This is a genomic window from Microbacterium sp. PI-1 (assembly GCF_004337555.1).
Lineage (GTDB): Bacteria > Actinomycetota > Actinomycetes > Actinomycetales > Microbacteriaceae > Microbacterium > Microbacterium aurugineum.
Map to the genome: position 1 here is coordinate 16,519 of NZ_SJYZ01000017.1, position 26,311 is coordinate 42,829.

At 68.4% G+C, this 26,311-nt stretch carries 24 protein-coding genes and 1 riboswitch; of the genes, 16 read left to right on the forward strand and 8 right to left on the reverse strand.

Annotation, left to right across the window (positions count from 1 at the left end; translation table 11 throughout):
- Positions 1-121: 121 nt before the first annotated feature.
- Positions 122-511 (reverse strand): GntR family transcriptional regulator, encoded by a 390-nt coding sequence (locus tag E0W80_RS13930; RefSeq protein ID WP_131493339.1) that lies wholly within the window; start codon positions 509-511, stop codon positions 122-124.
- Complete coding sequence (locus E0W80_RS13935) at positions 511-1,572, reverse strand: hypothetical protein (RefSeq protein WP_131493341.1); 1,062 nt, start codon at positions 1,570-1,572, stop codon at positions 511-513. The genes E0W80_RS13930 and E0W80_RS13935 overlap by 1 nt, the downstream gene beginning before the upstream one ends.
- A gap of 232 nt (positions 1,573-1,804) precedes the next feature.
- Between E0W80_RS13935 and E0W80_RS13940 the strand changes: the two genes are divergently transcribed.
- Positions 1,805-3,532 (forward strand): ABC transporter ATP-binding protein, encoded by a 1,728-nt coding sequence (locus E0W80_RS13940; RefSeq protein ID WP_131493343.1) that lies wholly within the window; start codon positions 1,805-1,807, stop codon positions 3,530-3,532.
- Positions 3,529-5,781: an ABC transporter ATP-binding protein gene (locus tag E0W80_RS13945; RefSeq protein ID WP_131493345.1), complete on the forward strand. Its 2,253-nt coding sequence runs from the start codon at positions 3,529-3,531 to the stop codon at positions 5,779-5,781. Before E0W80_RS13940 ends, E0W80_RS13945 begins: the two co-directional genes overlap by 4 nt.
- Before the next feature lie 72 nt (positions 5,782-5,853).
- Here E0W80_RS13945 and E0W80_RS13950 read toward each other — a convergent pair whose 3' ends face one another.
- A complete protein-coding gene (locus tag E0W80_RS13950; RefSeq protein ID WP_131493347.1) occupies positions 5,854-7,692 on the reverse strand; it encodes a D-alanyl-D-alanine carboxypeptidase in 1,839 nt (612 codons plus the stop codon).
- An 82-nt stretch (positions 7,693-7,774) separates the two neighbouring features.
- Positions 7,775-7,886, forward strand: a riboswitch (TPP riboswitch).
- Between E0W80_RS13950 and E0W80_RS13955 the strand changes: the two genes are divergently transcribed.
- The 4 genes from E0W80_RS13955 (at position 7,877) to E0W80_RS13970 (ending at position 12,223) form a co-directional block, all read left to right on the forward strand.
- Positions 7,877-8,530, forward strand: a complete 654-nt coding sequence (locus E0W80_RS13955; RefSeq protein ID WP_205802362.1) for an ECF transporter S component — start codon at positions 7,877-7,879, stop codon at positions 8,528-8,530. (Overlaps the previous riboswitch by 10 nt.)
- Before the next feature lie 2 nt (positions 8,531-8,532).
- Positions 8,533-9,984 (forward strand): ABC transporter ATP-binding protein, encoded by a 1,452-nt coding sequence (locus E0W80_RS13960; RefSeq protein ID WP_131493349.1) that lies wholly within the window; start codon positions 8,533-8,535, stop codon positions 9,982-9,984.
- A complete protein-coding gene (locus E0W80_RS13965; RefSeq protein WP_131493351.1) occupies positions 9,981-10,760 on the forward strand; it encodes an energy-coupling factor transporter transmembrane component T in 780 nt (259 codons plus the stop codon). Before E0W80_RS13960 ends, E0W80_RS13965 begins: the two co-directional genes overlap by 4 nt.
- A gap of 89 nt (positions 10,761-10,849) precedes the next feature.
- The gene (locus tag E0W80_RS13970) at positions 10,850-12,223 is read left to right on the forward strand and encodes a glutamate decarboxylase (protein ID WP_131493352.1); all 1,374 of its coding nucleotides are present in this window, start codon (positions 10,850-10,852) and stop codon (positions 12,221-12,223) included.
- Positions 12,224-12,230: 7 nt separating this feature from the next.
- Here E0W80_RS13970 and E0W80_RS13975 read toward each other — a convergent pair whose 3' ends face one another.
- On the reverse strand, positions 12,231-12,965 hold the full coding sequence (locus tag E0W80_RS13975) for an aminoglycoside 3'-phosphotransferase (RefSeq protein ID WP_131493354.1): 735 nt from the start codon (positions 12,963-12,965) through the stop codon (positions 12,231-12,233).
- 151 nt (positions 12,966-13,116) lie between these two features.
- Here E0W80_RS13975 and E0W80_RS13980 point away from each other — a divergent pair, with 151 nt between their 5' ends.
- Both E0W80_RS13980 and E0W80_RS13985 read left to right on the forward strand, forming a co-directional pair.
- Entirely contained in the window at positions 13,117-13,875 is a 759-nt protein-coding gene (locus E0W80_RS13980) for an SDR family NAD(P)-dependent oxidoreductase (protein WP_047520971.1), read from the forward strand.
- 40 nt (positions 13,876-13,915) lie between these two features.
- Complete coding sequence (locus E0W80_RS13985) at positions 13,916-14,746, forward strand: NAD(P)-dependent oxidoreductase (protein WP_131493356.1); 831 nt, start codon at positions 13,916-13,918, stop codon at positions 14,744-14,746.
- Positions 14,747-14,808: 62 nt separating this feature from the next.
- Here the strand turns inward: E0W80_RS13985 and E0W80_RS13990 are convergent, their stop codons facing one another.
- The 4 genes from E0W80_RS13990 to E0W80_RS14005 all read right to left on the reverse strand — a co-directional run bounded on the left by E0W80_RS13990 (position 14,809) and on the right by E0W80_RS14005 (position 17,662).
- Positions 14,809-15,561, reverse strand: a complete 753-nt coding sequence (locus E0W80_RS13990) for a sulfite exporter TauE/SafE family protein (RefSeq protein WP_131493358.1) — start codon at positions 15,559-15,561, stop codon at positions 14,809-14,811.
- A gap of 13 nt (positions 15,562-15,574) precedes the next feature.
- Positions 15,575-16,162 (reverse strand): ankyrin repeat domain-containing protein, encoded by a 588-nt coding sequence (locus E0W80_RS13995; protein ID WP_131493360.1) that lies wholly within the window; start codon positions 16,160-16,162, stop codon positions 15,575-15,577.
- Positions 16,163-16,174: 12 nt separating this feature from the next.
- Positions 16,175-16,813: a bifunctional 4-hydroxy-2-oxoglutarate aldolase/2-dehydro-3-deoxy-phosphogluconate aldolase gene (locus tag E0W80_RS14000; RefSeq protein ID WP_131493362.1), complete on the reverse strand. Its 639-nt coding sequence runs from the start codon at positions 16,811-16,813 to the stop codon at positions 16,175-16,177.
- Between the two features lie 87 nt (positions 16,814-16,900).
- Positions 16,901-17,662, reverse strand: a complete 762-nt coding sequence (locus tag E0W80_RS14005) for a GntR family transcriptional regulator (protein ID WP_131493363.1) — start codon at positions 17,660-17,662, stop codon at positions 16,901-16,903.
- Positions 17,663-17,831: 169 nt separating this feature from the next.
- Between E0W80_RS14005 and E0W80_RS14010 the strand changes: the two genes are divergently transcribed.
- From E0W80_RS14010 to E0W80_RS14045, 8 genes are all read left to right on the forward strand, one after another.
- The gene (locus tag E0W80_RS14010; protein ID WP_131493365.1) at positions 17,832-18,533 is read left to right on the forward strand and encodes an MgtC/SapB family protein; all 702 of its coding nucleotides are present in this window, start codon (positions 17,832-17,834) and stop codon (positions 18,531-18,533) included.
- A 71-nt stretch (positions 18,534-18,604) separates the two neighbouring features.
- Entirely contained in the window at positions 18,605-19,513 is a 909-nt protein-coding gene (locus E0W80_RS14015; RefSeq protein WP_240740540.1) for a sugar phosphate isomerase/epimerase, read from the forward strand.
- On the forward strand, positions 19,510-20,673 hold the full coding sequence (locus tag E0W80_RS14020) for a Gfo/Idh/MocA family oxidoreductase (protein WP_165875472.1): 1,164 nt from the start codon (positions 19,510-19,512) through the stop codon (positions 20,671-20,673). Before E0W80_RS14015 ends, E0W80_RS14020 begins: the two co-directional genes overlap by 4 nt.
- Positions 20,674-20,734: 61 nt before the next feature.
- Positions 20,735-22,144 (forward strand): extracellular solute-binding protein, encoded by a 1,410-nt coding sequence (locus E0W80_RS14025; RefSeq protein WP_131493371.1) that lies wholly within the window; start codon positions 20,735-20,737, stop codon positions 22,142-22,144.
- A gap of 2 nt (positions 22,145-22,146) precedes the next feature.
- A complete protein-coding gene (locus tag E0W80_RS14030) occupies positions 22,147-23,091 on the forward strand; it encodes a sugar ABC transporter permease (RefSeq protein ID WP_131493373.1) in 945 nt (314 codons plus the stop codon).
- Complete coding sequence (locus tag E0W80_RS14035) at positions 23,088-23,942, forward strand: carbohydrate ABC transporter permease (RefSeq protein WP_205802363.1); 855 nt, start codon at positions 23,088-23,090, stop codon at positions 23,940-23,942. The genes E0W80_RS14030 and E0W80_RS14035 overlap by 4 nt, the downstream gene beginning before the upstream one ends.
- Complete coding sequence (locus E0W80_RS14040; RefSeq protein WP_131493375.1) at positions 23,942-25,015, forward strand: ABC transporter ATP-binding protein; 1,074 nt, start codon at positions 23,942-23,944, stop codon at positions 25,013-25,015. The genes E0W80_RS14035 and E0W80_RS14040 overlap by 1 nt, the downstream gene beginning before the upstream one ends.
- Positions 25,015-26,271 carry a CehA/McbA family metallohydrolase gene (locus E0W80_RS14045; protein WP_131493377.1) on the forward strand — a complete coding sequence of 419 codons (1,257 nt, stop codon included), beginning with the start codon at positions 25,015-25,017 and terminating at the stop codon, positions 26,269-26,271. Before E0W80_RS14040 ends, E0W80_RS14045 begins: the two co-directional genes overlap by 1 nt.
- Positions 26,272-26,311: the final 40 nt, after the last annotated feature.

Genomic DNA, 26,311 nt, shown 5'->3' on the forward strand with positions numbered 1-26,311 from the left:
CCCGTCGGGAGCGTGCCCGCTTGTCGGACGGTTTCGGCCGTTTCCAGTCGGTTCGGCCCGGAACTCCCGACAGGCGGGCAGGGAGTCCCCGACAGGTGGGCCGGGCCGGAGCGGGACCGGGCTACTCCCCGGCGTCCTCTGGCGTCGTCCGCGACTGCCAGATCGTCCGCAGCACATCGACGATGTCGTCGAGCTCGGCGCCGAGGGGGTCGGCCTCGTCGACCAGGTCGCGGAGGCGGCGGATCACTGAGGCCGGGAGGACCCCGGCCGACTCGGAGACACGCGTGCCGGCGGCGGTGCGCGAAATCACCAGTCCGTCCGCCTCGAGCATCCTGTAGGCGCGTGCGGCGGTGCCGGGAGCGACGCCCAGATCGCTCGCCGTCTGGCGGACGGTCGGCAGTCGTTCGCCGGCACCGAGCTGGCCCGAGACGATGAGGCCGCGCAACTGCCGGTAGATGTCGAGCGCAGGATTGGTCTCATCTGCCGCCGAGAGCTTCGGATTCGGGCTCATCACACGGCCTCGCTGTCGGCGGGGCTCTCGGCCTCGGCGCCCGTACGCGCGCCGTGATCGCGCGGGTACAGCTGCCCGATCACCAGGAAGAGGAGCACGAAGGCGGCGATCTCCAGCAACGGTGCCAGACCGCCTCCGACACCTGCGATCTCGCCGTATCGCCAGAATGCCGTGTAGGAGTCCGAGCCGCCGTCGCGCTGGACGGTCAGACCGACGACCGATCCGGCATCGGCGATGAACCGCCACGCCCCCGCAAGGGTGAGGAGGAGCGCCGACGTCGCCGTCCGGGTGATCGCCGTCGCGACATCGCGGCGTTCCCGCTGCTCTGCGGCCACCGTCTCCGGGCGCAGGAACGGGCGGACGGCGCTCGCGTGGAGCGCGGCCACCATGACTGCCAGGAGGACCGCGGTGCAGATCAGCACGGGGATGCCGTACGCCCAGCCGTAGAACCAGGGTCGGAGCGGGTCGATCGGCTCGTTGTTGATCTCGATCTCGAGGAAGACATAGGGACCCCCGTTGATGTTCGACGAAGCGAGACCGGCCAGGACCGTGGTCGCCGTGAGAGCAAGCACTGCGAGGGCGGCTCCCGCCGTTCCTGCGCGCGGACTGAAGGTCAGCCACGTGCGGCGGGGAACGGCGACCGGTCGTTCCGGGGGTGTGCTCCCGAGGGTCGCGACGATCGCGAGCAAGAGTCCGATGCCGACGGACGCCGTGAACACCGGCATCGCGTACCGCCACCAGGAGATGACGCCGTTGAGGTCGAGCACGTATCCGGAGATCAGGTTGTCGGCGAGGAAGACGACGACCACTCCGATCGCCGTCAGACCGATCGTGCGGTGCTCTCGCGAGTAGCGGGCGACGACGCCGCCGGCTGCGGCCGCCCCGAGCCGCATCCGGCTCTCCCTCTGCGCGCGCCTTCCGGGGAACACGCAGATGCCGCACGCGATGACCGCCGCGACGACCAGAGAGACCCACGGCATCGTGAAGAGCGCGCCGAGCATCTGCCAGCCATCCAGGCGCCACAGAGCGGAGGCGAGCGGGGAGGTGAAAAGGTCAGGCATGCGGAGTCCGTTCTCTTTGTACTGCATGTCTATCACAAGTTGTATCAGTGCGTAAATACAAGCTCGGACCGAACCGCTGATCGTACGGGAAAGCGGTTCGCTGTCAGCGAAGGTCCACCCGGAGGGGGATACGAATGTCCGCGGATCGTGGCACTCTGTCTTGTGGCCGGTTGTCGGTCGGCATCCGTCTGCCGAGAAACCCGCCGCTTCATCCTTCCTAGAAAGTCCGCCTGTGCTGGGAAAAATCCTCTTTCGCTATCTCTCTCGATACCGGTGGCTGTTGCTCGCGGTGCTGGTCTTCCAGCTCGCCAGCGTGGCAGCGACCCTCTACCTCCCGCGCCTGAACGCCGACATCATCGACAAGGGCGTCGCCCGCGGTGACACCGCCTACATCTGGGGCACCGGCCTGTTCATGCTCACGGTCTCGTTGGGTCAGATCATCGCCTCGGTCACCGCGACCTACTTCGCCGCGCGCGCCGCGATGGGTGCCGGACGCGACATCCGTTCCGACGTGTTCGGCAAGGTCAGCGGCTTCTCCGAGCGCGAGGTCTCCCAGTTCGGTGCCGGCTCACTCATCACCCGCAACACGAACGACGTGCAGCAGGTGCAGATGCTCGCCATGATGGGCGCGACCATGCTCGTCACGGCGCCGCTGCTCGCGATCGGCGGCATCATCTTCGCCGTGCAGACCAACGTCGGCCTCAGCTGGCTCATCGCGGTCTCCGTGCCGCTGCTGCTGATCCTCGCCGCTCTCGTGATCGGGCGCATGGTCCCACTGTTCCGCAGTTACCAGGGCAAGCTCGACAACGTGAACCGCATCATGCGGGAGCAGCTCACCGGTGTCCGCGTCGTCCGTGCGTTCGTGCGCGAGGGCATCGAAGAGGAGCGCTTCCGCGGGGCCAACACCGACATCATGGTCGTCGGTCGCAAGGTCGGCTCGTTGTTCGTGCTGCTCTTCCCCCTGTTCATGCTCATCCTCAACGTCACCGTCGTCTCGGTCATCTGGTTCGGCGGCATCGAGGTGAACAACGGCACGGTGCAGGTCGGCACGCTGTTCGCCTTCATGCAGTACATCGGCCAGATCATGGGCGGCGTGATCATGGCGAGCTTCATGGCGATGATGATCCCGCGCGCGGCGGTCTCGGCCGAGCGCATCGGCGAGGTGCTCGACTCCGAATCCACGCTGATCCGTCCCGAGAACGGCGTCACCGAGTTCCCGGTACCGGGATCCGTGGCGCTCGACGACGTCGAGTTCACCTACCCCGGAGCCGATTCGCCGGTCCTCACCGGCATCAGCTTCGCAGCGCAGCCGGGTGAGACCGTCGCGATCGTCGGTTCGACCGGATCGGGCAAGACGACGCTCGTGTCGCTCATCCCGCGTCTCTTCGACGTCTCGGGCGGCGCGGTGCACGTCGGCGGCACGGACGTGCGCGAGGCCGACGTCGAGGCGCTGTGGGACAGCATCGGACTGGTGCCGCAGCGTCCTTTCCTCTTCACCGGAACCGTCGCATCGAACCTGCGCTACGGGCGTGAAGATGCGACCGACGAAGAACTCTGGCATGCGCTCGACATCGCGCAGGGTCGCGACTTCGTCGAGGAGATGCCGGACGGACTCGATTCGCGGATCGCGCAGGGTGGTACGAACGTCTCGGGCGGTCAGCGCCAGCGTCTCGCGATCGCGCGTGCGATCGTGCACCAGCCGCAGATCCTCGTCTTCGACGACTCGTTCTCTGCACTCGATCTGACCACCGATGCCCGGCTCCGCCAGGCGTTGTGGAGGGAGCTCCCGCATGTGACGAAGATCGTGGTCGCCCAGCGCATCTCCACCATCACGGACGCCGACCGCATCGTCGTCCTCGACGGCGGCACGATGGTGGGCGTCGGCACGCACGAGGAACTGCTCGAGACGAGCGAGACCTACCGCGAGATCGTCGAGTCGCAGCTGGGGGTGGACGCATGAGCGAGCAGAACAAGGAACAGGGCAAGCCCACGCGTAGCCGCCGCAAGGCCACGGCTCCCGTGGCCGAGGTCGAACTGACGGCGGAGGAGAAGTACGAGGCCGAGCTCGCGGAGCAGGCCCGACAGAACTCCGGCGACTGGGACAGCGTCGCGCCGGGCAAGGCCGACAACTTCGGGCCGAGCTTCGCGCGCATGATCGGGTTGCTGAAGCCCTCGGCACTCTGGTTCGTCTTCGTGTCGATCCTGGGTGCGCTGGGCGTCGTGCTGACGGTCGCCGCGCCCAAGGTGCTCGCCGAGGCGACGAACCTCGTCTACAAGGGGTTCATCTCCATCCAACTCGGGCAGCCGAACGGCGACTCCCCGGGGTTCCCGGCAGGAACATCGCAGGACGTCGTGGTCGAGGCGCTGCGAGGCGCGGGTCAGGACGACTTCGCGAATCAGATCGGCGCGCTGGGTGACTTCACCGTCGGTCAGGGTGTCGACTTCGGCGCGCTGCGCCTGGTCATCGCCGCTGTCCTCGCCATCTATGTCGCCGCGGCGTTCCTCACCTGGATCCAGGGGTACGTCATCAACGTGATCATGGTGCGCACCATGTGGCGTCTGCGCGAGGCGGTCGAGGCGAAGATCAACCGTCTGCCCCTGTCGTACTTCGACAAGGTGCAGCGCGGTGAGCTGATCTCGCGCGTCACGAACGACATCGACAACATCACCCAGACGATGCAGCAATCGCTGTCCGGTGCGCTCACCTCCGTGCTCACCGTGATCGGCGTGCTCGTGATGATGTTCTCGATCTCCTGGCAGCTCGCGCTCGTCGCCCTCATCACGCTGCCGCTGATGGGTGTGATCTTCGGCATCATCGGTCCGCGCTCGCAGAAGGCCTTCGGCACGCAGTGGCGCAAGGTCGGACGGCTCAACGCCCGCGTCGAGGAGGCGTTCTCCGGCCACGCGCTGGTGAAGGTCTTCGGACGCGAGAAAGACGCGCTCGACAAGTTCCAGGCCGAGAACGAGGAGCTGTTCCAGGCCAGCTTCAAGGCGCAGTTCCTGTCCGGCATCATCATGCCGGCGATGATGTTCGTCGGAAACCTCAGCTACGTGGGCATCGCGGTGCTCGGTGGTCTGATGGTCGCGAATGGACAGCTCCGTCTCGGCGATGTGCAGGCGTTCATCCAGTACTCGCAGCAGTTCACGCAGCCGCTCTCCGAGCTCGGCGGCATGGCTGCGGTGGTCCAGTCGGGTACGGCGTCGGCGGAGCGAGTGTTCCAGCTCCTCGACGCGGACGAGCAGGAGGCGGACGATGCCGATGCGCCGGAGCTCGTCGAGGGCAAGGGCGTCATCGAGTTCGAGAACGTCGCATTCTCGTACACGCCGGATCGTCCGCTGATCAAAGACCTGTCGTTCCGGGTGGAGCCGGGGCAGACCGTCGCGATCGTGGGGCCGACCGGTGCAGGGAAGACGACCCTGGTCAACCTGATCATGCGCTTCTACGAGCTCAGCGGCGGACGCATCATGCTCGACGGTCAGGACATCGCCGAGGTGACCCGGGATGAGCTGCGGTCGCGCACCGGCATGGTGCTGCAGGATCCGTGGCTGTTCGCGGGGAGCATCCGCGAGAACATCCGCTACGGCCGCTCCACCGCGACCGACGACGAGGTCCTCGCCGCGGCGAAGGCGACCTACGTCGACCGCTTCGTCCACGCCCTCCCCGAGGGCTACGACACGGTGCTCGACGAGGATGCCGCGAACGTCTCCGCGGGCGAGCGTCAGCTCATCACCATCGCGCGCGCGTTCGTCGCACAGCCGTCGATCCTCATCCTCGATGAGGCCACGTCGGCCGTCGACACCCGCACCGAGTTGTTGCTGCAGCACGCGATGGCCGCCCTTCGCAAGGGACGCACGTCCTTCGTGATCGCGCACCGCCTGTCGACCATTCGCGATGCCGACCTCATCCTCGTGATGGAGCACGGCGACATCGTGGAGAAGGGCACGCACGACGAGCTGATCGCCGCGCAGGGAGCCTACTGGCGCCTGTACCAGTCGCAGTTCGAGCAGGCGGCCACAGACATCGACGCCGAAGAGGCCCTCACCGGCTCGACGCCCGTCGTGGTCACCGGTGACGCGGACGAGGAGAGCGTGCACGCGGCTGCGGCCGTCGCCGGCGCGTCGGTGGGGGCGCAGGTTCCTGCCGCCGAGACGGCTGCTGCCCAGGCGCTTCTCGAGGAGGGGGCCGACGGCTCCGCCTCTCGCGACTGAGCGGCATCACGCAGACGCCCCATCCTGCTCACGCGGGATGGGGCGTCGTGCTGTACTCGGCCGCGCGAAGTGTCAGGACCCGTCGTCTGTGATCCCGAGCAGTTCCAGGGGATGGGTCAGGCGCCACCACGGGCTCGGCCCCTCGACGTCATCGGCCAGGACCAGGGGAACCGTCACGGTGTTGAGCGGTCCGGCCGCGGTCAAGGTGCCCACGGTGGCGTCCTCGTCCCGCTTTTCGCCGAGATCGAAGGCCGTGGTCGCAGTGGCGACAGCACCGTTCCACAGCACGACATCGGCATCGGATTCGGTGACCACGTCGACCTTCTCGCCCCAGTCCGTCGTGACCTGTCCGACGACCGTGCCCTTCGCGACTGCTGCCTCCTGTGCGTCCAGGGCGGCCTCCGTCTCGGCGAACAGCGAACGGGTGAGAGCGAGGCGCTCGTCGTCGCCCGCCTGATTCAGCGCCGCCGCGAACAGGTGCACCGTGGTGTCCCCGATCGTCAGGTCTTTCGCCGTCAGCAGGTTCCAGCCGACCAGCGTGCCGGTCTTGATGCCGACGACGCCCGGATCGGCGAGCATCCCGTTGGTGTTGACGACCGTGCCCGCACCCGGGAGGTCCACTGACCGGGTGCCGACGATCTCCGCGAACACGGGGTTCTGCATGGCCAGCTCGCCGAGCTTGATCAGGGCCGCAGGGGTCGCCACATTGCGCTCGTCGAACCCGGAGGGGGTGACTACCGTGATGTCGGTGAGCGCACGATCGCGCAGCCACACCTCGGCGGCGGCCGCGAACTCCTGGTCCGAGCCCCAGATCTCGGAGGCCAGCCGGTCGATGTAGTTGTTCGCCGACCCGAGGAGGGTGCCCTGGAGCATCTGGTACTCGGTGAGGACGCCGTCGACGGGGACATCCAGTGCGGACTGATCGCTGCGCCGGTAGTTCCAGTAGTCCACGCTGTCGCGGTAACTGAAGCCGAACTCCGGCCCCTGCTCGCCGAGGGCGAGGGGCATGCGGTCGAGAACCATCAAGCTGCTCACGACCTTGGTGATGCTCGCGATGCTCACCGGATCGGTGATCGACGCCGCGGTGGTGAGCCCGGCGATGCCGACGGACGCGCTGCCCTCACTCGGCCAGGTGATCGTCGCGGCGGGAGCGGGAACCGTGTCGAACTCGACGGACTGCGCCGTCGGCGGAACCTCGTGCAGCGGCCAGAGCAACGTCGTGCCCGCATAGCCGGCGACCAGCGCGGTGAGCGCGACGAGCGGCACCAGGATTCCCGGGCGAGCGATGGCCGGCCGCAGGCGAGCTCCACGGAGGAGCCCGCCGTTCTGTTCGGTTCCCGGGGTCTGCTCGAACGTCGCCGTGGCCGTGTGCGCACCGACGGCGGCGGCATCGACCCAGGTCAGTGCGGTCGCGCCCGTCGTGCCGTCGGCCCACTGCACGGCCGCGCCGTCGACGAGCGCCTCGGCCTCATCGGGCTCCTGCGCCTCCTCACCCTCGCCGCGTCGGCGGGGGTGGAAGGGCGGCTTCGTGAGTGGCGGAGTCGCGGGACCATCCGCCGGCTCCGGGTCGTGCACGGGCTCCGGGTCGAGCACGGGCTCCGGATCGGACGCCGACGCGGGGTCGTCCGACGAAGCCGTGCCGCGACGTCGTGCGGGCGTCCGGTCGACCGTGAACAGCGCGCCGATCGCGGCGGCGTCGACCGGGACAGCGGAGACGACGGAGGGATCCGACGGGGGCGTGTCGCCGGCGAAGAGTCGATCGGCGGCGAAGGGTGCGGCGCTCTCCGATGCGGGGGCGGCGGGGTCCGACGCGATCGCCAGGTCGTCCACCGGCCCGGAGGGGGCGGCCGTACGCGAGCCGTCGTCGCTGACGACGCCCGTCGCCTCGTCGGCGGGATCTGAAGCGGTCACTCGTTTACGGTACCCAATCCCCGGCGTGTTCCGCGGCGCGAAGCCCTGTCGCCACGCCGGTGTCGCCACCGGGTAAGATCATCAGCACAACCACGGGAGTCCGGCGAGCCGGGCTGAGAGGGAGCGAATCGCGCTTCGACCGTCGAACCTGATCTGGGTCATGCCAGCGCAGGGAGGAGTTCAGATGAGTACGTCCACGTCCGCATCCGCGAAGCAGGCATCCGCCGCGAACGGTCTGCGCCCCACGTCGATCTGGCGCTGGCGCGTCGTCGACATCGTCGTCGCCGCCGTCCTCGGCGTCGCGATCGGCCTCGTCTTCTGGGGCTGGAACACCATCGGGTACGCCTGGTTCGGCGCCGCTGACGCCCTGACGCCGGGTCTCGGCGGCATCGCCGTCGGCATCTGGCTGCTCGGCGGCGTCGTCGGCGGTCTCGTGATCCGCAAGCCGGGCGCCGCGCTGGTGGTCGAGCTGGTCGCGGCGATCGTGTCGATGCTGATCGGCAACGTGTGGGGCGTCTCGACCGTACTGTCCGGCATCGTGCAGGGCCTCGGTGCGGAGATCATCTTCGCGCTCTTCTTCTATCGTCGTTTCGGCATCGTGGTCGCCGCGCTCGCGGGTGTCGGGGCAGCGGTCGCCGCCTGGGTGTTCGAGCTGTTCTACGGCAGCTCGCCGAACATCCTGAAGTCGGTCGAGTTCAACACCATCTATCTGGTCAGCGTCGTCGTCTCGGGCGCGATCCTCGCCGGCGTGGTCGGGTGGCTGCTCGTGCGGGCCCTCGCCGTCACCGGCGCACTCAACCGCTTCGCCGTCGGGCGAGAGCACGTGCGCGAGGTCTGAGCGTGAGCTTCGCCGCCCCGGCCCGCGTGCAGGCTGCGGGCTGGGGCTGGCGGTACGCCGGTCGAAAGCGCCCCGCCGTCGCCGACGTCTCGTTCACGATCGAACCGGGCGAGCGGGTGCTGCTTCTCGGCGCTTCGGGCGCGGGCAAGTCGACTCTGCTCGCCGGTCTCGCCGGCGTCCTGGGCGGCGATGACGAGGGGGAGCGGACCGGTGCCCTGCGCATCGACGGCGCGTCCCCGGAATCGCGGCACGGTCGCGTGGGGCTCGTCCTCCAGGACCCCGATGCCGGAATCGTGCTGTCGAAAGTCGGCGATGATGTGGCGTTCGGCTGCGAGAATCTCGGTGTCGCGGCGTCCGAGATCCCGGACCGAGTCGCGGAGGCTCTCGACGCCGTGGGCCTCGACGTCTCGCCGCAGCGTCCCACGAAGGCGCTCTCGGGCGGCCAGAAGCAGCGACTGGTGCTGGCCGGCGTGCTCGCGATGCGTCCGGGCCTGCTGCTGCTCGACGAGCCGACCGCGAACCTCGACCCCGAGGGCGTGCGCGAGGTGCGGGCGAGCGTCGAGCGGGCCGTGGTCTCCTCGGGTGCGACACTGATCGTCGTCGAGCATCGCACGCCGGTGTGGGTTGATCTGATGACGCGTGTGATCGTGCTGGCGGCCGACGGCGGGCTGCTCGCGGACGGACCGCCCGAGCACGTGTTCGCGGTCCACGGCGATGTGCTCGCCGATGCGGGGGTGTGGGTGCCCGGGCGTGGCCTCGACCTGCCCGTGCTGGAGCAGGTGACGGCACCCCATGCGCTCTCCGCCTCCGGGCTCTCGATTGCGAGGGAAGCGGGCGTCGTCGTGCAGGCGGGACTCGACCTGCACGTACCGCGGGCGAACGCGACCGTGATCACCGGGCCCAACGGGGCGGGCAAATCGACCCTCGCGCTCACGCTCGCCGGACTCATCCCCGAAGAGGCAGGAGAGGTGCGGTCGGCACCCGAGTTGGCGGGGCGCAAAGGCACCCGCCCGATCCGGTGGACATCGCGCGAGTTGCTCACGCGCATCGGCATGGTCTTCCAGGAGCCGGAGCACCAGTTCCTCACCCAGACGCTGCGTGACGAGCTCGCTGTCGGGCCACGCGCGCTCGGCTGGGACCGTGCGAGGACGGACGCCGTGGTCGACGATCTCCTCGAGCGCCTCGGCCTCGCCCCACTCGCGCTGGCCAACCCGTTCACGCTCTCCGGCGGGCAGAAGCGGCGGCTGTCCGTCGCGACGGCGTTGGCGGGTGCACCGGAGGTGATCGTGCTCGACGAGCCGACGTTCGGTCAGGACCGGCGTGGATGGATCTCCCTCGTCGCGCTCCTGCAGGAGGAGATCACGCGTGGACGGTCGATCATCGCGGTGACGCACGACGATGCCGTGGTCCGACATCTGGGTGGTCATCGCATCGAGTTGGGGGCGGCAGCGTGACGGCGATCGAGACCGCACGGCCGGTATGGCTGGACGGGGTGAACCCGGTGACGAAGCTGGTGCTCGCCGTGCTGCTGTCGGTGCCGTTGTTCGCGTCCATCGACATCACGAGCGCGCTGGCCGCGATCGTCCTGCAGCTGCTGTGCCTGCCGCTGACCGGACTGCGTCCCTCGACGGTCCTGAGGAGGCTGCTCCCGATCATGATCTTCGCGCCGATCGCCGGCGTGAGCATGCTGCTGTACGCCGAACCGGCCGGACGGATCTACTGGACCTTCGGGTTCGCCACGATCAGCGAGGACTCCATCACCCTCGCGATCGCGGTGAGCCTGCGCGTGGTCGCGCTCGGGCTGCCCACGATCCTGCTCTTCGGCGGCACCGACCCGACCGAACTCGCCGATGCGCTGGCCCAGGTCGCCAAGCTCCCGAGTCGCTTCGTGCTGGGCATCCTGGCCGGTACGCGGATGCTGGGCCTGTTCCTGGATGACTGGCGCACCATGAGCCTGGCTCGTCGTGCGCGCGGTGTGGGGGACCGGGGCGTGCTCCGACGGTTCTTTTCCATGGCCTTCGTGCTGCTCGTGTTCGCCGTGAGGCGCGGCTCCAAACTGGCGCTCGCGATGGAAGCGCGCGGATTCGGCTCGGACATCCCCCGCACCTGGTCGCGTCCGTCGCGGCTGCACCCGAGAGATGCGGTGGCGCTGGTCGGCGGCATCGCGATCATGGCGCTCGCGCTCGCCGCTGCTGTCGTCGTGGGGACGTTCCGCTTCGTGTGGAGCTAGGGTCTGTCGCGAACCGGTCGATACGTCGGCGCGATCTCGCTACGGTGGGCGGCAAGGCCGCAAGGACGCCTCCACCGAAAGGTTCTCGCATGAGCAGTTCGCCCTCCTCCGACTACGAGCCGATGTTCACGCGCCCGGGGGAGGCGTCGGTCGCCCCGCGCCATCTGATCCCGCCCCAGGGTTCGCTCCCTGCCACGGCGAGGCAGATCGTCGAGGACGAGACGATCCTCGACGGCAACGCGCGCCTCAACCTGGCGACGTTCGTCAGCACGTGGATGGATGACGACGCCAAGCAGGTGTACACCTCGTCTTTCGACAAGAACATGATCGACAAGGACGAGTACCCGCAGACGGCGGCGATCGAGGACAACTGCTGGCACATGCTGGCGAACCTCTGGAACGCGCCGGACGCCTCGGGTGCCATCGGTACCTCGACGGTCGGTTCGTCCGAGGCGTGCATGCTGGGCGGCCTCGCCTTCAAGCGTCGCTGGCAGCAGGCGCGACGTGCCGCGGGAAAGGACACGTCGACGCCGAACCTGGTGATGTCGTCCGCCGTGCAGGTGTGCTGGGAGAAGTTCTGCAACTACTTCGACGTCGAGCCGCGCTACGTCCCCATCTCCGAGGAGCACAAGACGCTCGACGGTCACGACCTGGCGACGTACGTCGATGAGAACACGATCGGCGTCGTCGCGATCATGGGCGTCACCTATACCGGGATGTACGAACCGGTGGCGGCGATCGCCGCGGCGCTCGACGAGATCCAGAAGGACACCGGGCTTGACATCCCCATCCACGTCGACGGTGCCTCCGGGGCGATGATCGCGCCGTTCCTGCAACCCGATCTCGTGTGGGACTTCCGTCTCGAGCGCGTGCACTCGATCAGTACGTCCGGCCACAAGTACGGTCTCGTGTACCCGGGTCTCGGATGGGTGGTCTGGCGCGAGGAGAAGTGGCTGCCGGAGGATCTCGTGTTCAAGGTCAGCTACCTCGGCGGCGAGATGCCCACGTTCGCGCTGAACTTCTCGCGTCCGGGGGCGCAGGTGCTGTTGCAGTACTACCTGTTCCTCCGGCTGGGGTTCGAGGGCTACCGTGCCGTGCAGCAGGAGTCGCAGGACGTCGCGAAGTATCTGTCGGCCGGGATCGCGGGGCTCGACGCCTTCGAGCTCTGGAACGACGGCAGCGACATCCCGGTGTTCGCCTGGCGCCTCAAGGACGGCCATACGAAGAACTGGACGCTGTACCACCTGCAGGACCGGCTCCGGATGCGCGGATGGCTCGTGCCGGCGTACCCGATGCCCGCGGATCTCGAGCAGATCACGGTGCAGCGGATCGTCGTGCGCAACGGGCTGAGCATGGACCTGGCCGCCGACCTGCTGGACGCGATCACGGCGGAAGTCGCGCACCTCGACGCCCTCACCGCGCCGATGCCGTCCGATCACCCCGACTCGGCGTTCCACCACTAGGGGGTGCTCAGGTCGCATTCCAGAGGTCGCGGTAGAAGGCGAGACGCTCGCGGTCGGGTTCGACTCCGTAGGCCTCGATCAGAGCGTCCTCCCACCCGGGGCCGAAGTTCCACTCGGTGCTCATGGAGGCGACGGCGATGTCGGCCCAGCGGTCGGCCACGCCCAGCAGAGCCAGGTCGACGTGCGCGAGCCAGCGGCCGTCGTCTCCCACCAGGGTGTTGGGGCAGCAGGCATCGCCGTGACTGACGACGAGGCGGTCGACAGCGGGCGCGGTCCGGAGGCTTTCCGGCACGACGATCCCGCGTCGTTCCGCGTTCGCGATGCGCGAAGGCACGCTCCACTCCCAGGGGCACTCCCGCACGGGGAGGGCTTCATGCATCGCGCGGAGCCCTTCGCCGACTGCTCGCACTGCGGTCGCGGGCTCTGCGACCCATCGCGGGTCCACGGCGCTGAGGCCGTCGAGGGCGGCAGTGATCATCCACTCGTGCGTGTCATCCGCCCCGCTGTCGAGCACGGTCGGCACAGTGATCCAGCCCGACGCCCACCTCATCCGTTCGGCCTCGTCGCTCAACGTGAACTCGAGGTTCCGAGGCCCCCACTTGATGTAGAACGGCTCTGCGTTGCCGGTGGCGCGGAAGGTGAGTCCGCCGTAGTCGTTGCGCCAGACACATTCGAGGTCGGCTCCCCGGGCGAGCAGGCGGACGTGTTCGGGGACGACGACGTCTTCGGCGGGGATCGACATCCATCCATCCTGCCCGACGGCGCCTGAGGAGTGATGTCGTAGGCTCGCTCTCGACGCCGTGCCTCCGTTCGTGATGACACCAAGAACCACGTAGGCTGGGACCGCGTTCCATCACAGCAGACGCACGACGACGTTCGAAGGAGAACATCAGATGCAGATCAGCGGACAGGGTGCACTCATCACCGGCGGCGCCTCGGGGCTCGGCCTGGCGACCGCACGTCGCCTCGTCGCCGCGGGCGCCCACGTCACGATCATCGACCTCGCTTCGTCGAAGGGCGCGGAGGTGGCCGATGAGATCGGCGGGCTGTTCGTCGCCGCCGACGTCACGAGCGCCGAGGAGGTACAGGCGGCCGTCGCGGCCGCGCAGTCCGCCGCGCCGCTGCGTGTGGTGGTGAACTGTGCGGGCATCGCGCCGCCGGCCAAGGTGCTCGACCGCGAAGGCAACCCTGCCGTGCTCGCCGACTTCGAACGGGTGATCCGCATCAACCTCGTCGGCACGTTCAACGTCGTCTCGCAGGCATCCGCCGTGATCGCCAAGAACGAGCTCCACGACGACGAGCGTGGCGTCATCGTCAACACCGCGAGCGTGGCCGCCTTCGACGGACAGATCGGCCAGCCCGCGTACTCGGCGTCGAAGGGCGGCGTGCACGCGATGACCCTTCCGATCGCGCGCGAGCTCGCGCGCCACGGCATCCGGGTCTGCACGATCGCGCCCGGCATCATGGAGACGCCGATGCTGATGGGGCTGCCGCAGGAGGCACAGGACTCCCTCGGCCAGCAGGTGCCGTTCCCCGCCCGCCTCGGCCGACCCGACGAATACGCCGCTCTCGTGGAGCAGATCGTCGAGAACGGCTACCTCAACGGCGAGACCATCCGCCTCGACGGCGCGATCCGCATGGCCCCGCGCTGACCCCGCCCTCAGAACCGCGATCGAGAACCCAGGAGAATCCATGACACTGGCAGGCAAGACCATCCTGATGTCGGGCGGCAGCCGTGGCATCGGCCTCGCGATCGCGCTGCGGGCCGTGGCTGACGGCGCGAACATCGCGATGCTCGCGAAGACCGACACCCCGCATCCCAAGCTCGAGGGCACGATCCACACCGCCGCGGAGCAGATCCGTGCGGCCGGGGGCAATGCCCTGCCGATCGTGGGCGATGTCCGCGATGACGACGACATCACCGAGGCGGTCTTGAAGACGCAGGGCGAGTTCGGTGGCATCGACATCGTCATCAACAACGCCAGCGTCATCGATCTCTCGCGCTCGCTCGACCTGAACGCCAAGAAGTACGACCTGATGCAGGACGTCAACGTGCGCGGCACGTTCATGCTGTCCCGCGCGGCGGTGCCGATCCTGAAGGATGCCGAGAACCCGCACATCCTCTCGCTGTCGCCGCCCCTGAACCCCACGCCGAAGTGGCTCGGCGCGCACACCGGCTACACGCTCGCGAAGTTCGGCATGACGCTGGCCACGCTCGGCCTCGCGGCGGAGTTCGCGCGCGACGGGATCGCCGCCAACACGCTGTGGCCCCGCACCACCATCGCCACGGCCGCCGTGCAGAACCTCCTCGGCGGCGACAAGGTGATGGCCGCGAGCCGTACGCCCGCCATCTACGCCGACGCCGCCTACGCCGTGCTGCTCAAGCCCGCGGGCTCTTACACCGGGCAGTCGCTCATCGTCGAGGATGTGCTCGAAGGTGAGGGCGTGACCGATTTCTCCGGGTACGCCGCGATCCCCGGCACTCCCGACAGCGCGCTCTTCCCCGACATCTTCCTCGACTGAGCCCCCGCCTCCCCACCTCATTCGGGCAGGGCGCTTTGGCCTCGCCGGCAGGGAGACCCGGGTCAGATCAGGAGGTAGGCCGCTCCGAGGATCGTGAGGATGATCACGAGGCGGTCGAACACGCGCTGGTTCAGGCGTCGCGCGACGCGCAGGCCGAGGAGCGCGCCGATCACCACGAGCGGCGCGAGGACGGCATCCATCAGCAGCACCGGAGTGGGGAACAAGCCGAGACCGGCGAGGAACGGCACCTTGAGCACGTTGATGATCGCGAAGAACCAGGCGGAGGTGCCGAGGAAGACCTGCACCGGAGTCCGGGTGGCCAGGAAGTACATCGACATCACGGGGCCGCCGGCGTTGGCGACCATCGTGGTGAAGCCACCGAGCGTGCCATAGGCACCGGCGAGCACGATGCCGCCGGAGGAGGGCGCGACCGCTGCGTGCGCACGGTCCTGCCGCCATCGCCGCCAGAGGGTCACGCCGATCATCATCAGTAGGATCACGCCGATCGCCCGGCGGACGATGCCGTCTCCGGCGAGCGCGAGGAACGCGAATCCGGCAAGGAGCCCGAGGACGACGGCCGGTGCGAGGCGCAGCAGCGTCGGCCAATGGGCGTGGCGGCGGTAGGCGATCAACGCGAACACGTCGCCGACCATCAGCAGGAGCAGCATCGCGGCCGTGGAGGTGCGTGCGGGCAGGACGGCCGCGAACAGCGCGATCGCCAGGATGCTGCCGCCCGGGAGAGCCGTCTTGGAGATGCCGATCGTCACCGCGGCCACGGCGAGTGCGGCCCACGCCCAGGGGTCGAGCGCGATCACCGTTGCCGCCCGATCACCGTTCGAGCTCGGCGACGATCGCGTCGTGGCCGCGGCTCCGTGCCAGTTCGACCGGCAGCACACCGTCGCCGTCGGGGATGTGCGCATCGGCACCGCCGTCGAGGAGCGCCCGCACCACCTCCACGTAGGCGGAGGAACCGTCGCCGAGCACGATCGCCTCGTGCAGGGCCGTCCAGTTCAGGTTGTTGACGTGGTCGGGATCCACGCCCGCCTCGAGGAGGATCTCGACGGTCGCGAGCAGCCCGCGTTCGGACGCCGGGATCAGTGCGGTACCACCGAAGCGATTCGTGCTCGTCAGGTCGGCGCCGTTCTCGAGGGTCAGCAGCAGGATCTCATCGTGACCGCGGGCGCCCGCATACAGGTACGCGGAATCCTGGATGTCGTCCTTCGCGTTCACGTCGGCGCCGGCGCCGATGAGCGCCCGCGCCGCCTCGACTCTGTTGCCCTTGGTGGCCGCGATCAGGGCAGTCATCCCGCCGGCTCCTCGCGCCTCGATGTCCGCACCGGCGGCGAGTGCCGCCCGCACGGCATCCGCATCGCCGGCCGCGGCGGAGGCGAGCAGATCAGTGGTGGCGTCGGTCATCGTGTGGTGCGATCAGCCCCGCGCGGCGGAGAGTGCGGTGGTGAAGCGTGCGGCGCGCTGCTCGATGTCGGACCAGTCGGCTGCGGCGATCGATGCGCCGTTCGCGAGGTCTCCGCCCGCACCGACGGCGACAGCGCCGGCCGCGAACCACGCAGCGAGGTTGTCCGGATTCACGCCGCCGGTCGGCATCAGGGGTGCGGTGGGGAACGGGCCCCGCAACGCGCCGAGGTACGACGGGCCGCCCAGCGACGCCGGGAAGATCTTGACGACGTCGACGCCCAGCTCCAGCGCGCCCATGACCTCGGTGGGGGTCATCGCTCCGGTCATCACGACGCGGCCGGTGTCGAGCATCGACCGGGTGAGATGGGGGAGGGTGCCGGGGCTGACGAGGAACTCCGCGCCCGCATCAGCGGCCTGAGTGGCCTGAGCCGCGGTGGTCACCGTGCCGGCACCGATGTACGCGGCGTCGCCGTGACGCGCGACCAGTTCGCGGATCACCGCCGGCGCATCAGGTGTCGAGAAGGTGACTTCGATGCCGGTCACGCCACCGCGGATGATCGCTTCGGACGCCTCCAGGGCCAGCTTAGGGGAGGGGGCGCGGAGGACGGCGAGGATGCCGGTGCTGCGGGCGCGGTCGAGGCGGTCGGACATGAGGCTCCTTGCGGTGGGGGATCCTTCCATTCTCGCGGGCGTCCCCTGTAATGACAACTCGGCCGGAAGGCGGACGTATGCGCGGGACTACTTCGCGACGAGCGTGGTCTCGAAGCGGTACAGGTCGGGGCGGTAGCAGTGGTGGCCGAGCTCGATCGCAGCGCCTGACTGGTCGAACGAGATGCGCTCCATGGTCAGCAGCGGACCGCCCGCCTCGATCTCCAGCAGTTCTGGTTCATCGGCCTCTGCGCGGCGTGCGCCGATCTTCTGCTTGGCGACCCGGATGGCGATGCCTCGGGCGCGGAGGGCCTGATAGAGACCTCGGGACTCGAGTTGTTCGGCGGAGATGTCCGCGAACTCGCGAGGGAGGTAGTTCTCGAGAACGGCGACGGGAACGCCGTCGGTGCTCCGTCGGCGTCGCAGGTGGAGGACCTCCGCACCGGGGGGCAGGGCGAGTGCCGTCGCCACTTCCTCCGAAGCCGGGATCACCTCGTGCGTCAGCACCTGCGTGCCCGGTTCGTGGTGGGCGCTCTGCAGGTCTTCGAAGAGACTGGTGAGTTCGACCTGGCGGGTGACGGAACCCTGCACGACCTGGGTGCCGATGCCCCGTCGGCGCACGAGGAGTCCCTTGTCGACGAGTTCCTGGATCGCTCGTCGGATGGTGGGTCGGGAGAGGCCCAGCTGCTCGGCGATCGACACCTCGTTCTCGAGGCGGGCGCCGGCGGGGATCGCTCCGGATTGGATCGCGCTCTGCAGGCGCGTGGAGACCTGGAAGTAGAGCGGGACCGGACCCGTGCGGTCGATGTCCGCGAAGAGATCGTTCGGCCACGGGGTGACGAGATCGGCCATGGTCCTCCGCTTTCTGTGGGGAGTCATATTGTAGCGACAATCATACGATCCACCCCAGACCCGATTTTCCGGGCACTTCGAGCGGCGATGCGTGGCGAGCGGCGGCGCTGAGCAACGAAAAGTCCTGAGGATGCTTAAAGTGCTATTGTGCTGACATGAAGGAGTCGGCGTGAGCTACGTGTGGGATCCGCACCTGTTCGTGGAGCTCGGTCTCCTCGCCTTGGCCTTCGTGCTCTCGGTGGCGGTCGGTGTCGAGCGCTCCCGGAAGCTCAAGAGCGCGGGGCTGCGCACCCACGTCCTCGTCGGGATCGGTTCCGCCATCTTCACCCTGATCTCGGCGTACGGATTCGAGGGGGTCCTCGGGCCTGACGTGGCCGTCGACCCCTCCCGCATCGCGGCGCAGGTCGTGTCCGGGATCGGGTTCCTCGGGGCCGGCGTGATCTTCGTGCGCAACAATGCCGTGTCGGGGCTGACGTCGGCGGCGACCATCTGGGTCGTGGCGGCGATCGGCATGGCCTGCGGTGCCAACATGCCTCTCCTGGCGATCGCCGGCACCGGGCTGCATCTGCTCACCGTCGGTCCGCTCTCCCGTGTGCGCGATCGTCTGCGCCCGGAGCCCGAGAGGCTACGTGTCACCGTCCAGTACGAGGCCGATCGGGGTGCTCTCCGTGAGGCGCTCGCGGCCGCCGAGCGACGCGGTCTGCCGGGCACCCTTCTCGGAGCGGCCCGGATCCACGGCGATTCCGACATGCGCGCGACTCTCGAGTTCGTCGAGGCCTCCCCCGACAAGCGCTCGGACCTGATCGACGCGATCGCGCGGCTCGATGGCGTGCGTTCGGTCGCCGTCCAGGGAGCCTCCGATGATGATTGATGCATATGTAATTACCTGCTAACATTTTTACTGGGCTTCGGTCCGACCGTTCAATGGAGAAAGGAAATCGAGTGATCCGTATCGCGAATGCGCCGGTGAGCTACGGGGTCTTCGAGCTCGCACGCCCGGACCTCGTCGCACTTCCCGAAGGCGAGGAACTTGCGCGCTGGATCAGCGAGGCCGGCTACCAGGGCATCGATCTCGGACCGGTCGGACTTCTCGGACGAGGCGCGGAGCTGACGGATCGCCTGCGGCGCCACGGCCTCGAACTCGCGGGCGGATGGGTGGACCTTCCGTTCGCCGGTGCCGACGACGACTTCGCCCGCGCGATGGCGAACCTCGATGACATCCTCGACGTGTTCGTCGCTGCGGCGGAGACCGGGCCGCCCCTTGCACCTCTGCCCACGCTCGCCGACTCAGGCAGCGCGGCACGCAAGGCGCGTCCTGGTGGCGCTCCCGAACTCACGCTCCGTGGGGACGACTGGGCGCGGTTCGCCGATCGCGTCAACATCGCGACGGCGCGTGTCCGCGATCGCGGGCTCGAGCCGACCTTCCACCACCACGCGTGCACGTATGTCGAGACGCCCGAAGAGGTCGACGCGCTGCTGGCATCGACCGACGTCGGTCTCACCTTCGACTCCGGTCACCTCCTCATCGGGGGCGGCGACCCGCTGCCCGACTTCCGCCGGTGGCGTGACCGCATCAATCACCTGCACCTCAAGGACGCGCGCACGCGGATCCTGCACGAGGCGTTGCAGGCCGATGACCCGATGCGCTCGGTCTGGGAGAAGCGCGTCTTCGTCCCGCTGGGGCAGGGGGATCTCGCCGTCACCGAACTCGTGGAAGAGATCATCGACAGCGGATACAGCGGCTGGCTCATCGTCGAGCAGGACGTCGTGCCGCGCTCGACCGCTGAGGTCGAGCGGGCCAAGGCCGAGCAGGTCGCCAACCGTGACGCCTTGCGGGCGTGGTTCGCGTGAGCGTCACCCGCGTCGCCGTCATCGGGTTGGGGGCGATCAGCCAGAGCGTGCACCTGCCGATGCTGCGCAGGAACGCCGAAGGTTTCGAGATCGCCGCGCTCGTCGATCTCTCCGCCGAGCGCACCGCTGACATGGGAGCCCGCTACGGCGTCGCCGCGGACCGACGGTTCTCGTCGGTCGATGCCCTCGTCGCTGCGAAGGACGACGGTGTGCTCGCGATCGACGCCGCCATCCTCGCCACCACCGGCTCCCACGCCGGCGACACGCTGCGGCTCGTGAAGGCCGGCATCCGTGTGCTCGCCGAGAAGCCCCTCGCCTACTCGATCGCCGAGCTCGACGCCCTTGCCGCCTACGCCGTGGACGCCGGGATCGACCTGCGTGACTGGGTGCGCGTCGGCTACATGAAGGAGTACGACCTCGCGTCGCAGCACGCGAAGCGCCTCCTCGCCGACGTCGACCTGCGTGCGATCAGCGTGCAGGTGATGCACCCGCTGGACGGCTCGCAACTGGAGTACGCCCGCCTCGCGGCGCGCACCCACGACGTCTCCGCGGAGGTCCTCGCCCCGCTGATCGCAGCGACGGGGACGATCGTGGACTCGGCCGTCGGCGCCGACCTCCCGACCGACCTGCGCACGCTCTACACGAACGTCGTGCTGGGTTCCATCGTCCACGACGTCGGACTGCTCCGTATGCTCGTCGGCGGTCTGGGCGATGTCGACTTCGCCCAGCACTGGGGTCCGAAGATGCCGGGATCGGTGCACCTGCGGGGCACGCTCGCTCGTGACGAGACCCCGTGGACCCTCGATTGGCACTACATCGACGGTTACCCCGATTACCAGGAGACCGTCACCTTCCATCACGAGACCGGAACCGTCGAACTGCTCTTCGGTGTTCCGTACGTGACCAATCTCCCCACCGTCCTCCGCGTGACGGAGAGTCACCCGGAGCTCGGCATCCGCGTGAGCGAGTCGCGGTGGATGCAGCAAGAGGCTTTCGAGAACGAACTGTTCGCGCTGGCGGCACTGGTCCGCGGCGAGCGTCCCGACGGGGCGAGCGTCGAGGAATCGATGGCCGACGTGCGGGTCGGGCAGCGGATGATCCGCGCGCTCGCGCTCTCGAAGGGCGTCACGCTCGACCCGGGCGTCGAAGCCGCGCAGTAGTTCACCCACATCCGCGACCGAGCGCATCCGCTCGGCGTTCAGCGATACAGAAAGGTCAGAAATGGTCACGTACGGAAAGCGCCGCCTGCTTGCGGCGTTCGCCCTCACCACTGTCGGTGCGGTCGTCCTGGCTGGCTGCTCCGGAGGATCGGAGCCGGAGACCGAGGACGAATCCGGGCCGGTCACCCTCACCCTCACCACCAACTCCATCACCGGCGGCAAGAACAGTGCCGAAGCGGACTGGATCGCGGACTGGGTCATCCCCGAGTTCGAGAAGGCCATGGACGCGGAAGGCAAGGACGTCACCGTCGAGTTCCAGCCGCAGGGCGTCGACGATGAGGACTACAAGACCAAGATCGCCCTCGATCTGCAGTCCGGCAAGGGTGCCGACATCATCGGGATGGACGGCATCTGGGTCGGCGAGTTCGCCGAGGCCGGATACATCAAGCCGCTCTCCGACGTCGGCGGCAAGGCGGTCGATGACTGGGACGGCTGGGCGCAGATCCCCGACGCCGTGCAGAACGCCCTCTCGTTCGACGGTGACCGCTATGGCGTCCCGCAGGGCGCCGACGGTCGCGTGCTGTACTACAACAAGGACCTCTTCGCCCAGGCGGGGCTCGATGAGGACTGGGCTCCGGAGAGCTGGGACGACGTCCTCGACGCGGCGCGCGACCTCAAGGACCTCGACGGCGTCACCCCGATCCAGCTGAACGCCGGTACGGCGATGGGCGAGGCGACGACGATGCAGGGTCTGCTTCCGATGCTGGTCGGCACCGGAGAGCAGGTGTACGAGGACGGCAAGTGGATCGGTGCCACCGACGGCATGGAGAAGACGCTCGACCTGTACGAGACGATCTACGTCGATGAGGGGCTCGGTGACCCGGTCCTCCAGCAGGAGGCGTCGGGACGCGACACCTCGTTCCAGCTCTTCGCCGAGGGCAAGATCGGCATCCTGCTCGAGGGCGACTACTTCTGGCGTTCCGTGATCAACCCCGCGGAGGGTGTGGGCACGGCGCCGATGGCCGATCGCGACACCACCGTCGGGTACGCCAAGATCCCGGCGATCGAGCCGGGCGACGGCATCAACGATCAGGACTACGTCTCGATGTCCGGGGGTACCGGGCGTGTGCTCAACCCCAACTCGAAGCACGCCGCGCTCGCCTGGGAGCTGCTCGCCTTCATGAACTCGCCGGAAGCCTACGAGGCGCGTGCCGCCGGCACGCTCTCGATCTCCCCGCGCAACGACGTGAACGAGAAGCTCCTGTCGTCCGACCCCATGCTGACGTTCGTCAGCGAAGAGGTCCTGCCGATCACCGCCTACCGTCCCGGCCTGGCCGCCTACCCGCAGGTGTCCGTGCTGCTCCAGCAGGCCACGCTCGACGTCGCCACCGGGACCTCGGTCGATGACGCCCTGAAGACCTACGTCCGTGGTCTCGAAGGCGTCGTGGGCCCGGACGCGATCTCCGAGTGACCATGACGCAAGCAACGATGCCGGCGGGGAGCGTCACCGCTCCCCGCCGGCGCCGCGCGGAGGATGTCGCCGGTCTCGGCCGGGCGAGGGCGACCCTGTTCGCGGCGCCCGGTCTGCTCCTGATCGGCCTGTTCCTCCTCTTCCCGGCGCTCTGGACCGTCTACCTCGGGATGACCAACTACCGGCTCACCGGCTTCGCCGCCGCCAACCCGGAGTTCGTCGGACTCGAGAACTTCTCCACGGCGCTCAACGACCCGCGGTTCTGGAACTCGCTGTGGCTGACGCTGGTGTTCGTGCTGGTGTCGGGGATCATCGGGCAGACCGTCCTCGGCTTCGCGCTCGCCTGGATGCTGCGCAACGTGCGGGCCGGCGTCAAGACCTTCGTCGAGACGCTCGTCCTCGCGGCCTGGGTGATCCCCGCATCGGTCGCCTCGTTCCTCTGGCTCGCGCTCCTCGACCGGCGCACGGGCACTCTGAACTCCCTTCTCGGGACAGAGGGGGCGGCCTGGCTCATCGAGCATCCGATGGAGTGCATCATCATTTTCAACATCTGGGTCGGGACGGCGTTCTCGATGCAGTTGTTCTCCTCGGCGATCAGCGCTGTCCCGCCGTCGCAGCTTGAGAGCGCCCGCATGGTCGGGGCCAACACGTGGCAGCAGCTGCGTGATGTGATCCTCCCCAACATCAAGGGGCACCTGCTGACCAATACGTTGCTGATCACGCTGTGGACCTTCAACACCTTCACCCCCTACCTGCTCACCGCGGGCGGGCCGAACGGTCAGACCGACATCCTGTCGGTGTACATCTACCAGACCGCCATCCCCGGCGGGCAGCTGGGACTCGGAGCGGCGATCTCGTTGATCATGCTCCTCATCAACCTCGTGATCGCGCTGATGTACACGCGCGTCTCGCGAGGGAAGAGCTCGAAGAAGAAGGTGCGCTCATGATGACCACCATCAAGACCGTCGTGCGCGACCGGTCGGTGACCCATTTCGTGTCGCGGATCCTCTTCACGATCGTGATCGTGCTCGTGTCCCTGTTCTTCGCGCTGCCGATGGTGTGGCTGGTCCTGGCTCCGTTCGACGCGACGCCGTCGCTGACGGTGTCGTGGCCGGACTGGACGCTCGACAACTTCGCCCGCCTGGCGGAGAACCCGTACGCCCTGAAGTCGATCCTCAACTCCTTGATCCTCGGCATCGGGACCATGGCGCTCGTGATCGTGCTCGGAGCCCTGGCCTCGTACGCGATGAGCCGGATCAGCATCCCGGGGCGCGACGGCATCCTCTACGGGCTGCTGCTCCTGTCGTCCATCGTGACGGGGACGGCCGCGATGGTCCCGACCTTCCAGCTCATCAATCAGCTGCAGCTGATCAACACCCACGTCGGCGTCATCCTCGTGCTGGCCGGCGGGATCCTCCCGACGGTCATCTTCATCCTCAAGGACTTCATGGATTCCATCCCGAAGTCGTACGAGGAATCGGCACGGCTCTACGGTGCGGGCCCCTTCCGCATCCTCAAGGACGTCGTGGTGCCGATCGCCCGTCCGGGCCTCGCGTTCATCGCGATCTGGACGATCGTGCAGGTGTGGGGCAACTTCCTCGTGCCGTTCCTGCTTCTACGCACGCCCGACATGCAGCCGGCCGCCGTGCTCATGTACACCTTCTACACCGAGAGCGGCCAGGCCGATCTCCGACTGATCTCGGCGTTCTCGCTGGTGTTCTCGGTGCCCGTCCTTCTCATCTACTTCTTTGTGAACCGTCGCTACGGTTTCCGCTTCCACGGAGGGATCAAGTCCTGATGGCCGCCATCATTGCAACCGAACTCGTCAAGGAGTACCCCGGCGGGGTGCGCGGCGTCGACAGCGTCGACGTCGAGATCGCGGACGGCGAGTTCTTCGCGCTGCTCGGTCCTTCCGGGTGTGGGAAGACCACGCTGCTGAGGTCGATCGCGGGCCTGGAGAGCATCACCTCCGGAAAACTCACGATCGGTGAGAAGGACGTCACCAACGCCGAGCCGGGTGAGCGCGGCGTGGCGATGGTGTTCCAGGACTACGCGCTGTTCCCGCACATGGACGTCGGCGACAACATCGCCTACCCGCTGCGGATCCGCCGAGTGGGCAAGGGGGAGCGTCGCACCACGGCGGAATCCGTCGCGAACGGTCTGTCGCTCAACGGCCTGATCGAGCGCCGACCCGGTCAGCTCTCCGGTGGCCAGCAGCAGCGCGTGGCCCTCGCTCGCGCCGTCGCGACCCGGCCCGATGTACTGCTGTTGGACGAGCCGCTGTCGAACCTCGATGCGCGGCTGCGGCTCGAGGCGCGGACCTTCCTGAAGGAATTGCAGCGCGACCTCGGTGTCACCACCGTGTTCGTGACGCACGACCAGGCGGAGGCTCTCGCTCTCGCGGATCGGATCGCCGTCATGAAGGCGGGGAAGCTCCAGCAGATCGGCTCGCCGCGGGAGATCTTCCACCGTCCGAACAACACCTTCGTCGCCGGTTTCATCGGCTCCGTGCCGATGAACCTCCTCGAGACGACGGTCGCGGCCGGTCATGTCCGCATCGGCGACGCGGATGTCCCGGTCCCGCCGGAAGCCGCCGCGGCGGTGAGGGATGGGCAGACCGTGAGCTGGGGCATCCGTCCCGAGTACCTGCGCTGGTCGGCCGAACCCGTCGCGGACGGAATTGCGGCGGAGGTCGTCGTGACCGAAACCCTCGGTGCGACGAGCCTCGTGCTCGTGAGCGCGGGGGAGCACAAGCTCCAGGTCGTCGTTCCCGAGGAACAGGAGCCCGCCGCGGGCGACCGTGGCTGGATCGTCCCGCAGCTCAACCGCGCGCTGCTGTTCGACGCCGAGAGCACCGAGCGGATCGGCTGATGGGCACCGTCCGCACCACCCTCCATCTCACGCACGACATCCAGAACGCCGATCGCTACGTGCGGGTGCCGTTCGACGTGCCCTCGGGCACGGATTCGCTCGAGGTGCGCATCTCCTATGACACCGAGGCGGCCGTGATCGACCTCGGCTGCGAGGGGGCGGCAGGGTGGCGCGGATGGTCCGGCGGCGCGCGGACCACGTATGTGATCCGCACGGACGACGCCACCCCGGGGTACCTTCCCGGGCGCCCGGAAGAGGGCGAGTGGAACGTGATCCTCGGGGTGCACCGACTGAGCGCCGGTGGCGCCGACGTCATCGTCGAGATCCTCCTGCCCGCGGAATCGACGATCGACCACGGCCCGGTCGTCGCCCCCGTGGCGGGGGTGCCCCGCGGAAGCTCGAGGAACCTCCCCGCCTCCGCAGGTCTGCGGTGGTTCGCCGGCGACTTCCACGCGCACACCCTCCATTCGGACGGCCGCGAGAGCATCTCCGGCCTGGCGGCACTCGGGGTGAGCGCCGGACTCGACTTCCTGGCCGTCACCGACCACAACACCACGAGCCACCACGCGCATCTCCCCGGGACCGGGGAGCAGCACGCGATCACGCTGCTGCCCGGCCAGGAGGTGACCACGCACCGTGGTCATGCGAACGCCTTCGGGGACATCGGCTGGATCGACTTCCGCCGTCCCGCGCAGGAATGGGTCGACGAGGTCGAGCGCCGTGGCGGCGTCCTGAGCGTGAACCACCCGATCTCGGGGGACTGCTCGTGGCTGCACCCGCTCTCGCGCCTGCCGCGTGCCATCGAGCTCTGGCATTCGACGTGGTACCGCGAGCTCATCGCCACGTCGCCGCTCGCGTTCCACGAGCGCTGGGGCAAGGACGCCGTCCTCCTCGGCGGTGCCGACTTCCACATGCAGAGCCAGGGCATCGGGCCCGGTACGCCGACCACCTGGGTTGCCGCGGAAGACGCCTCGCCCGAGGCGATCCTCGCCGGAGTCGCTGCGGGGAGGACCGCGATCATGGGCGGGGTCACCGTGCGGGACGGACTCAGCGCACCCGACCTCTTCACCGCCCCGGTCCTTCTGCGCGTCGATGACGAACTGCTCGCCGTCGACGCCGACGGTCTGATCCTCGTCGACGGTGCCGGTGAACGCCGCTCGGTGCACGGAGACCTCGCCTCTTTCGCCGCCGATCGGGCCGCCGGCCCCTACTACCTGCTGCATCCCGACCGCAGCATCGCCGCCCTGTGCGCCTGACCGGCCGCACGCATCTTCCGCAGAGAATCAGGAGTCCCCG

Excerpts from the sequence above, each read along its gene's own strand:
- E0W80_RS13930 (WP_131493339.1), bottom strand. The coding sequence starts at position 511 with ATGAGCCCGAATCCGAAGCTCTCGGCGGCAGATGAGACCAATCCTGCG.
- E0W80_RS13935 (WP_131493341.1), bottom strand. The coding sequence starts at position 1,572 with ATGCCTGACCTTTTCACCTCCCCGCTCGCCTCCGCTCTGTGGCGCCTG.
- E0W80_RS13945 (WP_131493345.1), top strand. The coding sequence starts at position 3,529 with ATGAGCGAGCAGAACAAGGAACAGGGCAAGCCCACGCGTAGCCGCCGC.
- E0W80_RS13955 (WP_205802362.1), top strand. The coding sequence starts at position 7,877 with ATGAGTACGTCCACGTCCGCATCCGCGAAGCAGGCATCCGCCGCGAAC.
- E0W80_RS13970 (WP_131493352.1), top strand. The coding sequence starts at position 10,850 with ATGAGCAGTTCGCCCTCCTCCGACTACGAGCCGATGTTCACGCGCCCG.
- E0W80_RS13975 (WP_131493354.1), bottom strand. The coding sequence starts at position 12,965 with ATGTCGATCCCCGCCGAAGACGTCGTCGTCCCCGAACACGTCCGCCTG.
- E0W80_RS13980 (WP_047520971.1), top strand. The coding sequence starts at position 13,117 with ATGCAGATCAGCGGACAGGGTGCACTCATCACCGGCGGCGCCTCGGGG.
- E0W80_RS13985 (WP_131493356.1), top strand. The coding sequence starts at position 13,916 with ATGACACTGGCAGGCAAGACCATCCTGATGTCGGGCGGCAGCCGTGGC.
- E0W80_RS13995 (WP_131493360.1), bottom strand. The coding sequence starts at position 16,162 with ATGACCGACGCCACCACTGATCTGCTCGCCTCCGCCGCGGCCGGCGAT.
- E0W80_RS14000 (WP_131493362.1), bottom strand. The coding sequence starts at position 16,813 with ATGTCCGACCGCCTCGACCGCGCCCGCAGCACCGGCATCCTCGCCGTC.
- E0W80_RS14005 (WP_131493363.1), bottom strand. The coding sequence starts at position 17,662 with ATGGCCGATCTCGTCACCCCGTGGCCGAACGATCTCTTCGCGGACATC.
- E0W80_RS14025 (WP_131493371.1), top strand. The coding sequence starts at position 20,735 with ATGGTCACGTACGGAAAGCGCCGCCTGCTTGCGGCGTTCGCCCTCACC.
- E0W80_RS14030 (WP_131493373.1), top strand. The coding sequence starts at position 22,147 with ATGACGCAAGCAACGATGCCGGCGGGGAGCGTCACCGCTCCCCGCCGG.
- E0W80_RS14035 (WP_205802363.1), top strand. The coding sequence starts at position 23,088 with ATGATGACCACCATCAAGACCGTCGTGCGCGACCGGTCGGTGACCCAT.
- E0W80_RS14040 (WP_131493375.1), top strand. The coding sequence starts at position 23,942 with ATGGCCGCCATCATTGCAACCGAACTCGTCAAGGAGTACCCCGGCGGG.
- E0W80_RS14045 (WP_131493377.1), top strand. The coding sequence starts at position 25,015 with ATGGGCACCGTCCGCACCACCCTCCATCTCACGCACGACATCCAGAAC.